Raw genomic sequence first — 14,527 nt, 5'->3', positions numbered from 1 at the left:
CCACCAAGCGTGGGACGTCAGCTCGTCGCTGGGCTCGGCCGCGCCTGCGGGCTGGATGGCTGCATGGTGGGAGGGCCTTTGGGCCCGCCACGAACGCATGTAACTCGAAGGCCCACGAAGCATTGGGCCTTGAGGTCGTCGCTGGGCGCGGCACCGCCCCGTGGACGCGAGTATCGCTTGGTGGGAGGGCCTTCAGGCCCGACGCTCTTCGCTCAGCTCTCCGCGAACCTCACCCCGGCGGCCACGCGATCCGCACCTCGGTCGAACGCCCCGGCACGGTCACCAGCGACACCCTCGCCTGCAGGCCGCGCAGCCGCTCGACCGCGTTCGGCAGTCCCAGGCCGTGCCCGCGCGCGCCCTCGGCCTGCATCGCCGTGGTGACGCCGGGTTCGAATACTTTCACGATCGCCTCGCGTTCGCTCAGCCGCGCCGCTTCGGCCGGCGTGCAGGCGCCGCTGCGGACCAGCGCGTCGCGCAGCCGCGCCAAGTCGACGCCGCGACCGTCGTCGCGCACGCAAAACAGCCAACCCTCGCGTTCGTCGAAGCCCAACGTCAGGCGGACCGCGCCGACCGGGTCCTTGCCGAGCCGGCGCCGCGCCGACATCGGCTCGATCCCGTGCAGCACCGCGTTGGCGACCAGTTCCATGCCGACATCGCGCAGCATCGCCGCCCGCTCCGGCGGTAGGCGCGGGAACGGATCGAGCACGGCCTCCACCCGCACCGCCTTGCCCTGTTCGCCGGCGAGGCGCCGCGCCAGCGCGGCCCAATCGACGAAGGCGGCCCGGTCGGCCGGCAGCGCGGCCTCGCCGTCGCCCGACAAAGCCAGCAACGGCACCAGCGCGAACGGATCGGCGGCATCGGTCGAAGCGGCGGCGAGCGCGTCCATGGACATGGATGGCGATGCGGGAGGGCCTTCAGGCCCGATATTGTTCGGCCCGCTCGCATCGCGATTGCCGCTGCGATTCGAAACGTGCGCGCGCATTTGCGCTGCTTCGCTGCGCTGCGGCGAAAGCACCAGCGCAGCGATGGCCGCATCGGCAAGCCGTGCAGGCGGCGGCGAGATCGAAACAGGAACCGGTGCGGCGATCTTGCGTTCAGCGACCGGCGCCGGCGCGATCCCGGCGGCCGGCGCGGACGCAGGCCGCGGCGTCGCCGTTGTCGGCGCGGCTGCGCTTGGCCGCATCGCGAGGGCGGGGGCGTCCGTCGTCGGCATCCGCCCGGTCGCCGGCGTCGTGTCGGCCTTCGCCACGTCCGCCGTAGCGACCGCCGATGCCGACGCCGTCGTCGCGGCCGCCACACGTGCATCGTGCGCGACCGCCTGCGATCCCGGTTCGTCGGCGGGCCGACGCAGACGTGCCACGAACGCGGCCGCCGGCCCAGGTTCGGCTACCGCCGCCGGCGCTGTCGGCGCAGGCAGCGCCGCGGCCGTCCTCGGCGCCGGCCGGGCGAGCGCCGCGCCGCCCGCGGCGCTGCCTGCGCCGCCGTCCACTGCACCGCCGTGCGCGCGCTCGCCACCGGCTTCGCCCGTGCGTTCCTCGGCATTCTTGCGCGCGGCGCGCGCGTCGAGGCCGACCACGAAATCGCGCACCATCGCGATGCGCTCGACCAACAGTTCCAGGTGCCCGGTCAGGCGCGCGCCCTCGTCGCCGGCTCGCGCCGCGGCCGCGCTTTCGAGCAGGTCGAGCAGATCCAACTCCAGGTGGTGGGCCGGCGTCTCCAGCAGCTCCAGTTCGATCTCGGCGGCTTCGTGCTTGATCGTGCGCGCCTCCTGCAACAGGCTGCGCAGCGAGGCCTCGCGTTCCGCCGCGCCGACGGCGGCGCACAGGCGCGGCAGGCGCACGCGCGCGCGTTCCAGCGCGGCGTCGGCGTGACCGAGGCAGCTGCGGATCTGCAACCCGTCGCGCAAACAGGCGCGCAGCAAGCCGTCGATCTGCGCGCGCAGGCGCATCCGCGCGCCGGCCAGTTCGCGGGCGATGCGCTGGCGCTCGCCGATGTCGGTCGCGATCACCAACAGGTAAGCGACGCGTTCGCCGTGGCGCACCGGTTCGAAGCGGAACCCCCATTGCGATGGCCGCGACGGCGGCCCCGGAAACGTCGCCTCCTGCAGCGGGTTGCGCCCGGGCGCGGACGCGCCGGCGCGCGCCGCGAAACACTGGCGCAGGTACGCGCGCAGGGCCTCGACGGTCTCGGCGGCGAGCAGCGGCCGCAGCGTCTCGACCAGATCCATGCCCGGCCACAGCTTGCACCGCAGCGCCGCGGACAGCGACGGCGACACCGGTTCGCGTACGATGAAATCCGCATCGATCAGGCACACGCCATCGGGAAAGGCGTGCAGCAGGTCTTCGCAACGCGCGCGCCATTGCGCCCGTTCGGCCTGCTCTTCGCGCTGCCGGCGCAACGGCCCCAGCGCCAGGAACGCGACCGCACCGACCGTCACGGCCGCGCCGGCGAGCGCGGCCAGTCCCAGGCTGTAACGCACCGACGCCAACCGCACCGCGCCCGCCAGGCCCTCGGCCGAGTACGCCGTCAGCGCCGCCGCCGTCAGCGCCAGCCCGAGCGCGGCGACGGCGAAGGCCGCCAGCGGCGGCCGCGAGCCGCCCTCGGGATCGTTCGCATGTTCGCTCATCGCCTGCTCCTTTCGCGCCGCGGCGACCGCGCGACGGCGGCGCGGCGGACGCGAGCGCCGCCGCAGCCGCTCTCCCGCTGCGACGTCCATCGCCGCGGCGCCACCGCCGCGACGCAGTCCACCAAAGCGCTCGCCGCGCCCGCTTCAGATCGCGAAGACCGGCCCCGACCGCACCGCACGTTCCAACCCCGTTCGACGCGGCGCATCAGGGGGGATTCCACCCGCCGACGGGTGTGCGGCCGGAGCCGGCTCCGCGAAACCGCCCGCGGCTTATTCCAGCCGCTCGATATCCACCACCAGCGAAGCGCTGTAGGTCTTCCAGCTCACCATGATCACGTAGGGCCGCTTGCGCGAGCCGGAGCCGCCGATCGCGCCGGCCGCGGTGCGCGGCACCGAAATCTCCATTTCGCCGCCGAAGTGCTTGCGCGCGTTGCCGGCCAGGGTGTTGGCCAGCTCGCCGATGGTGTCGCGCAGGTTGGCGTCGGACTGGTCGCTCTCGTTGAGCGCCAGCAGCAGGTGGCGGATCATCGCCCGCGGCGCCGACACGGTGATGGTGCCGCGGAACTGGCCGCTGACCGCGATCTGGCCGCTGTAGTCGAACACCGGAGCGGTGCCGCCGTTGTCGTCGAGGAACGCGCCGCGCACGTTCGCCGGTTCCTGGGTCAGCTGGTTGAAGTAGTTGGTGACCGCGTCGATGAAGACCTTGATCTCGGTTTCGTTGAGGTCGCTCATGTAGGCAGCATCTCCAGCAGGGCCTCGACCAGTTGGTCTTCGGTGAAAGGTTTGTAGAGGAATCCGCGCGCGCCTTTCTTGAGCGCGGTGATCGCGGTGGATTTGTCGCTCAGCGCCGACACCACCAGGATGTTGACGTTGTCGTCGATGGCGACGATCTGTTCGGTGCATTCCACGCCGCCCAGCTCCGGCATGGTCAAGTCCATGGTCACCACGTTGGGGCGGTGGCGCACGAACAGGCTCAGCGCCTCGGCGCCGTTGCGGGCCTGGCCGACGATCTCCAGGTTCGGCAGCCGCGCATCGCCCGCCAGTCGCGCGATGCGTTGGCGGATTACGTTGGAGTCGTCGACGATCAGCAGTTTCATCAAGTTCTCCCGGTCAGAAAGTCAGCTGGAAGTCGCCGCCGTCGGCGGCGGCGGCCGGCGCCGGCTTGGCCTCGGCCACCGGCAGGCGGATGCGGAACTCGGTGTAGGCGCCGACCTTGGTCGACATGGAAATGGTCCCGGCCATCGCCCGCACCTGCTTCATCACCACATCCATGCCGACGCCGTGGCCGGCGTCGCGGTCGCCGCCGTCGGCCGCGGTCGACACGCCGGGCTCGAAGATCTTCATCATCGCGTCGCGGTCGCTCAGCGCTTCGATCTGCTCCTGGGTGTAGCGCCCCGACGCCGCCAGCGCCGCGCGCACCCGCGCCACGTCGATGCCGCGGCCGTCGTCGCGCACGCTGAGCTCGATCTGGCGGCTGCCGGCGTCGGCGCTGCGGAAGGCGATCGCCCCGGCCGCCGGCTTGCCCAGCGCGGCGCGCTCCTGCGCGGGCTCGATCCCGTGCGCCACCGCGTTGCGCAGCAGTTGCAGGCCGATCGCGCGCAAGGCGGTAAGGGTTTCCGCCGGCACCCGTTCCAGGCCCTCGAGCTGCATCTGCAACCGCACTTGCTTGCCCTGGTCGTGGGCGATGCGTTCGGCCAGCCCGCTCCAGCCTTCGACCAGGCGCTGCGCCGGCGTCGTCGCGGCCGGCGCGCGCGCGGCGTCGCCGCCGATGCGGTCGAGGAACTCGCGGATCGTCGCCGCGCACTCGAACATGTCGTCCAGGTGCACGGTCATCTTGACCATGTCGGAACCCTCGACCTCGCCGCGGTCGCGCAGGCCGATCAAGTCGACCTCGAAGTTGTGCGCCAGCGCCTCCAGCATCTCCAGATTCAGCGCCGCCGCCTCGCTCTTGAGCGAATGCACGTCGCGGAAGATCGCATGCACCAGTTCCAGGTAGTCGGTGCCGCCGCGGCGCGCCGCGGCCTGGCGCAGATCGTCGTTGATGCGTTCGAGCACCACGCCGATGCGGTGCAGGAAGAAGCGCACCTCGGCCGAATCGCGGCTGAGCACGCGCAACAGGCTTTCCATCTCCTCGCGGGTGCGGGTCTTGGCGGCGGCGATTTCCTGGGTCAGGCGCACCCGTTCGGTCGCATCCGACACCGTCACCAGCAAGTGCACGGTGCCCTCGCCTTCCTGCACGCGGTTGAACTGGAAATTGAGGTAGCGCGGCTGGGCCTGGCCGCGTCCGTCGCTGCCGCCGGCCACCGGCACTTCCGACAGCGGGTTGAGGCTGGCGACCAGGTTTTCCTTGACCCGCTTGCCGAACAGCAGGCCGAGGTAGTCTCGGGTGGCTTCCAGGGTCGAGGCCGCGACCATCGGGCGCAGCACTTCGATCAGGCTCATGCCCGGCTCGATCCGGCGCTGCATGACCTCCGGCAACGCCCGCGACATCTGCGCGCCGATGGAAAAGTCGCTGGACACCAGGAACAGGCCTTCCTTCACCGTCGCCAGGATGTCGTCGGTCTGCTTGTGCGACTGGGCGACCGCGCGGTCGCCAGCGCGCAGGCGGCCCAGGGCGACGAAGATGGTGAACAGGAAGTTCAGCAGCAGCAGGCCCGCGCCCACGTTCTGGACCAGGGTCAAGTCGTGGCTGTCGACTTCGTTCTGGGTCTGGGTCTTGTCGACCAGGGTGGTGAACTTGCTCTGCAGTTCGACGATCGCGGTGCGGCCGTAGCTGATCGCCTCGGCGAGCAGCGCCGGATCCGGGGCCGGCGCTGCGAGCACGCGCTGGATGCGTTCGTTGTAAGGCCGCCAGATCTTGTCGATCTCCTGGTTGGTCCTGACGATCTCGTCGGAGAATCCATCGGGCTCCAGCGGCTTCTTGCCCTTCTCTTCCGGGATCGTACCGCCCTTGTAGAAGGCGTTGATCGTGTTGTTGATGCGCGTGGTCCTGTCGCGCAGTTCCTTCATCAGGTCGGGCGAAGGAACCTCGCCGTTGCGCAGATCGCGCTCCATTTCCAGCATCACGCGCAAACCGATCTGCGACGCGGTACGCTGCTTGCCGCCGACGTCGCGGATCACCACGCCCTGGCCGATGCGCTCGCCCAGGCGCACGCTCAGCACCGTCATCACCGCCGCGATCAGCAGCGATACCGCGAGCGCGGCCAGCAACGCCGAATAACGCTTCCAGAAGCTGTCAGCATTCTTGTCTTTCATAGCCTCATCCCCCTGTGAATGCGCGTCGGCGGAGCCGGCGCGATAGCGCGCGACTCCCCGTCGGCTCAGAAATAGACTTGTGCGCGCAACTGCGCGATTTCCGGATCCAGCTCGACGCCGCGCCGCGCCGCGTCGGTCCACACGTAGTTGAACTGCAGCCTGAAGTGCTGGCCGATGTACCAGTTGGCGCCGAAGGTCCAGTCGCTCTGGCGGCCGCCGAGGGCGACGCCGGCGTCGTCGAGATCGATGCGCGAATAACGCGCGGCCAGTTCCACCGCGCCCCAGGCGCGGCTCGGCTTGACGTTGCCGAACGCGCCGCTCTTGTAGCCGCGCTTCTCGCCGGTCGCCACCCACGAGGCGGCGAGGTAGTAACCGTCGGCGCTGTAGTCGGCCACGCCGTAGCGGTCGACGCCGATGCGCAGGTATTCGCTCTGCAGCAGCAGCGGGCCGCGCTGCCAGATCGCTTCCAGCCCGTACCGCGAAATGCCTTCGACCCGGTTCAACGCACCGGTGTCGACCAGCCGGCGCGCGGTCAGGAACGCTTCCGGGCGCACCTGCAGGCGCAGGGTGTCGTCGTCGCGCTTCTCGTTGGAGGCCGACAGGCCCAGGTGCAACACCTGGGCGTCGTCCTTGACCGGATTGAACACCGCGCGCGCGCCGAGGGTGCGCCCGTGGTTGTCGCCGAGCAGATCGCCGCCCGCCTGGACGGCGGCGTTGAGATACCAGTTCGGGATCTTCTCGTACGTCCAGTCCACGCCGAGGCGGCGGCCGGCGTAGAACGCGGTCACCGGCAGCGCGCGCTCCATGAACGTGGTCGCGGTGGTGCCGACCGCGCTTTCCTCGTAGCCCACCGGAGTCTTGAACTGGCCGATGCGCAGGTCGCCGGCGGCGCCGGAGACGCGCACGAAGTTGTCGAGCCAGACCTCGTTGTGCAGGTCGTAGCCCAGGGTCAGCTCGAACACGCCCGGCTTGCGCACGTAGGCGTTGAGTTCCTGGCGGCGCCAGGCGTCGCCGTCGGCGAAGCCGGGCGCACCGTCGAAGCGCGCGACGTCGTAGCTGAAATTGCCCTTGAGCCCGGCTTCGATCCCGGATTCGCTCACCACCTTGACCGGCCAGTCGCCCAGCACGCTGTAGCCGCCGTCGGCGGCCCACGCGGGCGATAGCGCCAACCACGACAGCGCGCCCCAACACACTCGTTCGAATCGCATGCAGCCTCCCGGGCCGTAACTGGAAATCGAAGCCGGCGGGCTGGAACGATCGCGTCGGGCGCCGCGTCGACCGGATCGACGCGGCGCCTTTCGCACGGTGCGGCCGACGTCCGTCGCCTGTGCGCCGTCGCCGTGCCGCTCCCCCTCCCCTTGCCCCCTGTGTTTCGCGATGCGTTCCGTGCTCCCCGTCGCATCGCGAGACATTTGCTTGCGGGTCTTCGATAGCGAGACGAAAACGCCTTGTCCAGCAGGAAAAAATCGCGATGCGCTGCGGATACGCAGGGTTGGCATCGTTTACGCGTGCGCGTACGGCATGCGTGGTGCCATCGGCACAGCGGCGGCGTCGCGTCGGACTTGCATACTGCGGCGTGCGGTCGAGCGCGCGAAAAAAGGCCGAGCCTCAATGCGCCACCGCATCGATGCCGGACACCGCCACGGCGCCGTGGCACACGGGCCCAACGCGGCCGCAGCGTATGCGGCACCCACGAATCCGCCGCCCGGCACGCGAAAGCGGTTAGGACGTGTTCGAGCGAAAAAATCTCTCGGCAATGGTTGCAGCGACAACCAAAGCGTGACGAACATCACTCAGCGTTCATCTTGAGCGCGGGCTTCCGTGCCCGATTGCTCGCCTTAGGGCACTCGCGATCAGTAGATTCGCCGCAGGCTGCGGCGAGGCGCGCGGCCTAGATCTTGAAGTAGATCCGCCGCGCATCCAGCGCGCGCACCACCAGCCACCACAGCGCGACGAACGCGAGCGCGAACGCCAGCGACGGCAGGTAGGGGCCGAACCGCGGCGTCATCCAGTCGGCGAAGCCGTGGCGGTAGAGCGGCTCCAGCCAGCCCAGCGCCATCAGCAGGTACAGCAGCAGCGCCGAACCGGCGTACGCGGCGATGGCGTTGACGCCGAACGCGCGCCCCAGCGGCGGCCAGCCCCTGCGGTCGACCAGCACGTGGCACAGCGCCAGGATCCAGCACGACCAGCCGCCGGCCCACAGCACGTAGGCGGGCGTCCACAGGTTCTTGTTGATCGGCTGCAGCAGGCCGAGCGCCCAGCCCGCGCCGAGGCAGATCGCGCCGGCGACCCACAACGCGCGCATCCGGCCGCGGCGCAGCCAATCGCCGGCGCGCAAACCGAGCAGCGTGGTCGCGAGCGCGCCGAGCGTGGAGACCAGTCCTTCCGGATCGTGGCCGCGGCCGCTGGCGGGGTCGATCTGGTAGACGTGCGCGCCGAAGATCGCGAAATCGATGCGGCTGGCGATGTTGACGAACGGTTCGTAGCTGCCGCCCGCGGCGAGCAGGCCGAAATAGCCCAACAGCAGCGCGCCCCACAACGCCCATTGCGCGCGCGCCGGCAGGTACAGGGCGATGCACGCGGCCGCGGCGAAGCACAGGCCGATGCGTTGCAGCACGCCGGGCACGCGCAGGAACTCGCGATCGACGACCCACATCGCGATCAGGTGCAGCAGCAGGCCCAGGCCGAAGATGCGCAGCGCGCGCCACAGCGCCGGTCGCAGCAGCGCCGGCCTCGGCGTGCCGGCGTCGAGACGCGGCAGCATCGCCAGTGCGATCGACACGCCGACGATGAACAAGAACATCGGGAAGACCAGGTCGGTCGGAGTGAAGCCGTGCCAGTCCGAATGCAGCAGCGGCGCGTAGACGTGGCTCCAGTCGCCGGGATCGTTGACCAGCAGCATCGCCGCGACGGTCAGCCCGCGCAGGGCGTCGACCGAGGCGTAGCGTTTGGGCGACGGCGCGCGCGGCGCGGCGGCGGACGCCGGGCCCTGCGCCGGCGCCGCGCTCACGCGGCTTGCGCGAGGGCTTCGCCGATCATCGCCTCGACCGCTTCCAGATCCGGCAGCAGCGCGGCGTCGTCGTTGAGCCGCACCCGCGCCTGCACGCCCAGCGGCAGCGCTTCGTCCTCGCGGCTCTGCAGGTACAGGCCGGACGCGGACACGGTGACCAGGCGCGGGAAGCCCTGGGTCAGCATCGCGAAGTACGGCAGGCGCGAGGCGGCGCTGAGCGCCTTGAGCACGACCACCTTGCTGCCCAGGCCGCCGGGTTCGCGCGCCAGACCCGACAGTTCGCCGAAGGCGATCATCGGCAGGCTCCAGCCGCGCCAGCGGATCTGGCCGAGCAGCCAGCGCGGCGCGTTGGCGATCGGCGCCGGCGGCGCGTAGGACAGCACCTCGGCGATGGTGGCGTTGGGCAGCAGCAGGCGCGCGCCGGCCACCTGGATCATGACCCCGCGGATGTCGTTGGCGGCGCCCTGGGCGAGCGCGCCGTCGTCGGGCGCGCCGTCGTGGGCCACGGCCTGCGCGACCTCGTTCGTGGCGGCCGGGTCGGCCGCGGCGTCGTCGCGATCGGGAGTTTCGTTGGACATCGCGCGGTTCCTCGCCGCGTCGCGCGCGGCCGTGTGGCTGAAGCTCCGCCGGGCGGAGCCGTGTGGACGGTAGCGGCGCGCGCGCGCCGCCGGGGTGTCGCCCGCGCGCCGCATCGCTGCGGCGGCGGTGAAGGCCGCAACGCGGGACGCGCGTCCCGCGTGGATCGCCGGTGGCGATCGCGGCCGGCGATGCCGGGCCCGCGCATCCGCGCGCCCGTCAGCCGGCGCGCAAACCCGCGCCCGCGATCACTGGCGCGACCAGCGCGCCGCCAACCGCGCCGCCAGTTCGGCCGGCTGGCCGCTGCCGGCGCCGCGCGCGATCGCGGCGCTGGCCGCGGCCGCGTCGTAGCAACCGTCCGGCGCCTGTCCGGCGACCATCGCGCCGTTCGCCGCCAGCGCCATCGCCGCGTCGACCTGGGCCGGTTCGGCGCCGCTGAACAACAGTACCGCGCTGTCGCCGGCCGGCAGGACCTCGAGCACTTCGCCGCCTTCGGCGAACTGGATGCCGCTGTCGGAGACCTCGATGCCGATCCCGGCGGGCAGGATGTAGATCACCCCGGCGATGGTGCGCGCACCGGCTTCGGCCAGCTTCACCAGCACCGGCGTGGCGCGCTGCATCTGCGCCACCAGCTTGTCGTAACGGCCGCCGTCCAGGCGCTGTTGCACCAGCACCGGACGGTCGAAGTTGTCCGGCAGCGCGCCGAGCAGCTGGCGCACTGCGTCCGGGCCGCCGATGCCGGCCAGCACCAGCACCGCGCCGCCGCGGCCGCCGCTGGCGACGGCGTCGGCTTCGGCCGGGCCGTCGGCGACCAGCTCCAGGCCGGAGATGCGCCGTTCGATCTCTTCCAGGTCGTGCCGCGGCCCCGGCGGCGCATGCGCACCGCTCTGGCCGGTCGCGGCTTCGACCAGGCTGGTTTCGTCGGCGAACGACCAATCCGGCACCGACGGCGCGACCGGGGCGGGACCCTTGGGCTGCGCCGGCGCGGGTTCGTCGCTGGCGAACTCCAGCGTGCTGTCGAAGCTACGGGCGGGCGTCGCCGGCGGCAACGGCGGCGGCACGCTGCCGTCGTCGAAGTCCAGGCCGGCGCCGGCCTCGTTGCCACTCGCGGCGAACGTCGCGTCCAGGTCGACCAGTTCCTGCACCTGGCCGGGCGCCGGCGCGCGCCACATTTCCATCTCGCCCAGACCGGCCTCGTCGAGCGGCGGCAATCCGGCGTCGGCGCCTTCGGCCTGCCAGTCGTGGCGCTGGCCGTTGAACGGCTGCGCTTCGCCCGGCACCTGGGTCGAGTAATCGCCGGCTTCCAGGGTCAGGTTGGAGAAGTCGAATTCCAGATCGTTGCTGTCGCGCGACGCGGCCGGCGCGCTCGCGCCGATGGATTCGTCGCCGGGGCCGAGCGCCTGGCGGGCGAAGAACTCGCGCGCCTCGTCGGGCAGCGGCGGCGGCTCGGTCAGCACGCGGTCGCCGGCCGAACCGGTCGGCGCGACGCGGTCGAGCTCGCCCAGCGATTCGCCGCCGAAGGACAGCGGATCGGCCGGCAATTCGGCCGAAACAGGATCGAAACTGGCGTGCGCCGCGGGCACCGGCGGCGGTTCGTCGCCGGGATCGAACGCGGGCAGCGCTTCGACCGCTTCGATTTCCTCGATCTCGCCGAAATCGGCGGCATCGAAGCGAGCAGCGGCGTGGCTGGAGGGCTCGCTGGCGGGCGCTTCGAAACCGGCGGGCTCGAAGTCGATCGAGTCGAGGCGGGCCGGGTCGAGATCGGCCGCGTCCAGATCGGCCGCATCCAGATCGGCGGCATCCAGATCGGCCGCGTCGAGCGCGGTCGAGTCGAGCGCGCTCGCATCGAGCGCGCCCTGGTCGAAACCGATCGAATCCAGGCCGGCGGCGTCCGGGTCCGGCTGCGCCGCGGCCGCGGGTTCGGCGGCGTCGAACTGCACCCGCGCGGCGCCGTCGTCGAACTCGACGTATTCGGCCGCCGGCTCGGCGATGTCCAGGGTGTATTCGGCGGCCGCGGCATCCTCGCGCGACGACGGCGCATCGACCGAGACCTCGGCCGGTGCCGGCGCGAACTCGGCGGCGGCCAGCGCGGGCGCGGCGCCGGGGCGCACGAACGCCAGCACGTTGTCGCCGGCGGCCGGCGCCTGGGTTTCGGACGGTTCCTGCGCCAGCGGCGAGCCTTCCTGCTGCGGCCGCTGGAATCCCTCGGCCTGCAGCGCAGGCGGCGCCGGCTGCTCGGGCTCGCGGCCCGGCGGCAGCACGTCGCCGTGGCGATGCAGCTTGGCGGTGAGGTGGCGCGCCCAGCGCGCCGCGTCCCAGCCTTCGCGCGCGGCGGCCAGTTCGGCCTCTTCGAAGATCACTTCGATCGAGGGATCGACCAGCAGGTTCTCGAACCGGTCCAGCGCATCCTCGGCGGCCGGATCGAGCACGACCACGACCACGTCGGGGTCGGCCGCATCCAGCGCCTTGGGGTCGAGCACGGTCGGATCGCCTTCCAGGACCAACTGCGCGCCGGCCTCGACCAGCGCATTGCGCAGGCGCTCGCAGGCCACGCCCGCGCGCGCCAACAACACTACACGACGATCGCCGTCAGCCATGGTGACGCGCGATTCCCAACAGTTCGAACACGTTCCGAATCAATTCCGGCTCCTGGTATGGCTTGCCGAGATAGCGTTCGACGCCGATCTCGAACGCGCGCTGGCGGTGTTTCTCGCCGCTGCGCGAGGTGATCATCACGATCGGCACGTTGCGCAGGACCGGATCGGCCTTCATCTGCGTGGCCAATTCGTAGCCGTCCATGCGCGGCATCTCGATGTCGAGCAGCATCAGGTCGGGCACGCGCTCGGCCATGCGCTCGAGCGCGTCGATGCCGTCCTTCGCCGCGACCACTTCGAAGTTGTGGCGCTCCAGCACGCGGCCGGTGACCTTGCGCATGGTGACCGAATCGTCGACCACCATCACCAGCGGCACCTTGCGCGCCTCGACCGGCACCGCCGGCGGCGGCGCGCTCTGGGCGAAGTCCAGCAACTGCGCGGTGCGGCGGCGCACCAGCGGGGCGACGTCGAGGATCACCACCACGCGGCCGTCGCCCATGATGGTGGCGCCGAAGATGCCCGGCACCGAGGCCACCTGCGGGCCGACCGGCTTGACCACGATTTCGCGGTTGCCCACGACCTGGTCCACCGACACCGCCGCGCGCAGGTCGCCCGAGCGGATCAGCAGCAACGGCATCTGCAACTGGCCTTCGGCCTTGGCCGGCGCGTGGCCGACCAGCACGCCGAGGTCGTGCACGTGGTAGTCCTCGCCGCCGTAGCGGTAGGCCACGTCGCCCTGGTCGAGCAAGTCGCGCGAGAGCCGGCCGACGCCGCGCACCGAGGCGATCGGCACGGCGAAGGTGGTGTCGCCGATGCGCACGAACACCGCCTGGGTGACCGCGAGCGTCTGCGGCAGGCGCAGGGTGAAGCGCACGCCCTGGCCGGGCGTGGACTGGATGTCGAGCGCGCCGCCGAGCTGGCGCACTTCGCTGGCGACCACGTCCATGCCGACGCCGCGGCCGGCCAGGCGGCTGACCTCGTCGGCGGTGGAGAAGCCCGGCTCCAGGATCAGCATGTCCAGGTCGGAGTCGGACAGCACCGCGTCGCTGCGGACCAGCCCGCGTTCCTCGCCGCGGCGGCGGATCGCCGCGCGGTCCAGGCCGGCGCCGTCGTCGGCGACTTCCAGCACCACTTCCGAACCTTCGCGGCGCACCGCGATGCGTACCGTGCCTTCGTCGACCTTGCCGGCGGAACGGCGCTTGGCCGGGGTTTCCAGGCCGTGCGCGACCGCGTTGCGCAGCATGTGTTCCAGCGGCGCGGTCATGCGTTCGAGCACGTTGCGGTCGAGTTCGCCCTGGGTGCCTTCCAGCTTCAGCGCGACCTGCTTGCCGAGTTCGCTCGAGGCCTGGCGCACCACGCGGCGCAGGCGCGGCAGCAGCGTATCGAACGGCACCATGCGCGTGCGCATGAGGCCTTCCTGCAGCTCCGAGCTGACGCGCGACTGTTGCAGCAGCAGGGTTTCGTACTGGCGGGTCAGGTCGTCGAGGGTGATCTGCAGGCTGTTCTGGTCGGCCGCCGATTCCGACAGCGCGCGCGAGAGCTGCTGCAGGGTCGAGAAGCGGTCCAGTTCCAGCGGATCGAAGGAATGCTCGCCGGCATCGCCCTCGCGCTGGTAGCGCGCGATGATCTGCGCCTCGGTTTCGATTTCCAGGCGGCGCAGCTGGTCGCGCATGCGCAGGTTGGTCTGCGCCATTTCCGCGATCGCGCCGCGGAACGCGCCGAGCTGCTGTTCCAGGCGGGCGCGGTAGATCGCGACCTCGCCGGCGTAGTTGACCAGGCGGTCGAGCAGGTCGGCGCGGATGCGCACCTGCTCCTGCGGGGCGCGCACGCCGATGTCGTCGTCGTCGGCCAGCGGCGCGGCGTCGACGATCGGCGCGGACAGCGGCTTGAGGCCGGTGTCGTCGACAGTCGCTTGCTCGGGCGCGGCGACGGCGGCGGGCGCCTCGATCGTGCCCAGGTTCAGTTCGCCGCGCGAACGCGCCTCGAACATCGCGATCAACGCCGTCGGCATCGCGATGGCCTTGCGCTGGCCGACCCGGGTGACCATCGCATGCAGGCGGTCGAAGCCGCGCTCGAGCAGGACCACGCTGTCGCGGCCCAGTTCGGTGCGGTGGTCGACCACCGATTCCAGCAGCGACTCCATGACGTGGCCGAGTTCGCCCACGGCCATGATGCCGGCCATGCGCGCGCCGCCCTTGAGCGTGTGCAGGTCGCGCTGCAGGCCGACCAACAGTTCGCGCTCGCCCGGCGTTTCGCGCAACTGCGCGAGCAGGCCGTCGGAGTGGTCGAGCAGGTCGCCGCCTTCTTCGACGAAGATGTCGACCAGTTCGGGATCGAGCTCGCTCAAGTCCAGCGCCTGGTCCGGATCCGGATCGGCGTTGGCGGCCTTGGCGAACGCCGCGGCCAGCGCGGCGGACACGCCGGCGACGGTGCTCGCGGCGATGGCGGGCTCGGCTTCGTCGTTGG

Annotated in this window: 8 protein-coding genes and 1 pseudogene; all 9 read right to left on the bottom strand. The window is 71.4% G+C overall.

Features of this window, described 5'->3' with window-relative positions; translation table 11 throughout:
- Nucleotides 1-229: 229 nt before the first annotated feature.
- Complete coding sequence (locus RDV84_RS13250; RefSeq protein ID WP_309150627.1) at nucleotides 230-1,948, bottom strand: ATP-binding protein; 1,719 nt, start codon at nucleotides 1,946-1,948, stop codon at nucleotides 230-232.
- Nucleotides 1,949-2,896: 948 nt separating this feature from the next.
- Nucleotides 2,897-3,358 (bottom strand): chemotaxis protein CheX, encoded by a 462-nt coding sequence (locus tag RDV84_RS13245; RefSeq protein WP_057948670.1) that lies wholly within the window; start codon nucleotides 3,356-3,358, stop codon nucleotides 2,897-2,899.
- Nucleotides 3,355-3,723, bottom strand: coding sequence for a response regulator (locus RDV84_RS13240; protein ID WP_078997588.1), 369 nt, complete (start codon nucleotides 3,721-3,723; stop codon nucleotides 3,355-3,357). Before RDV84_RS13240 ends, RDV84_RS13245 begins: the two co-directional genes overlap by 4 nt.
- A gap of 13 nt (nucleotides 3,724-3,736) precedes the next feature.
- Nucleotides 3,737-5,881: an ATP-binding protein gene (locus RDV84_RS13235; protein ID WP_309150626.1), complete on the bottom strand. Its 2,145-nt coding sequence runs from the start codon at nucleotides 5,879-5,881 to the stop codon at nucleotides 3,737-3,739.
- A gap of 65 nt (nucleotides 5,882-5,946) precedes the next feature.
- A complete protein-coding gene (locus tag RDV84_RS13230; RefSeq protein ID WP_158229858.1) occupies nucleotides 5,947-7,089 on the bottom strand; it encodes an OprO/OprP family phosphate-selective porin in 1,143 nt (380 codons plus the stop codon).
- A 683-nt stretch (nucleotides 7,090-7,772) separates the two neighbouring features.
- Nucleotides 7,773-8,891 (bottom strand): acyltransferase family protein, encoded by a 1,119-nt coding sequence (locus tag RDV84_RS13225; RefSeq protein ID WP_309150625.1) that lies wholly within the window; start codon nucleotides 8,889-8,891, stop codon nucleotides 7,773-7,775.
- Nucleotides 8,888-9,328: a chemotaxis protein CheW gene (locus tag RDV84_RS13220; protein ID WP_123647086.1), complete on the bottom strand. Its 441-nt coding sequence runs from the start codon at nucleotides 9,326-9,328 to the stop codon at nucleotides 8,888-8,890. Before RDV84_RS13220 ends, RDV84_RS13225 begins: the two co-directional genes overlap by 4 nt.
- A gap of 387 nt (nucleotides 9,329-9,715) precedes the next feature.
- Complete coding sequence (locus tag RDV84_RS13215; RefSeq protein WP_309150624.1) at nucleotides 9,716-12,064, bottom strand: chemotaxis protein CheB; 2,349 nt, start codon at nucleotides 12,062-12,064, stop codon at nucleotides 9,716-9,718.
- Nucleotides 12,057-14,330, bottom strand: a pseudogene (locus RDV84_RS26440) (response regulator); the annotation flags it as partial. The gene RDV84_RS13215 and the pseudogene RDV84_RS26440, both read right to left, overlap by 8 nt.
- Nucleotides 14,331-14,527: the final 197 nt, after the last annotated feature.

The organism is Lysobacter yananisis (assembly GCF_031199375.1).
Classification (GTDB): domain Bacteria; phylum Pseudomonadota; class Gammaproteobacteria; order Xanthomonadales; family Xanthomonadaceae; genus Lysobacter; species Lysobacter yananisis.
Note: the sequence above shows the minus strand (reverse complement) of the source record. Positions and strands in the feature narration are given on the sequence as shown.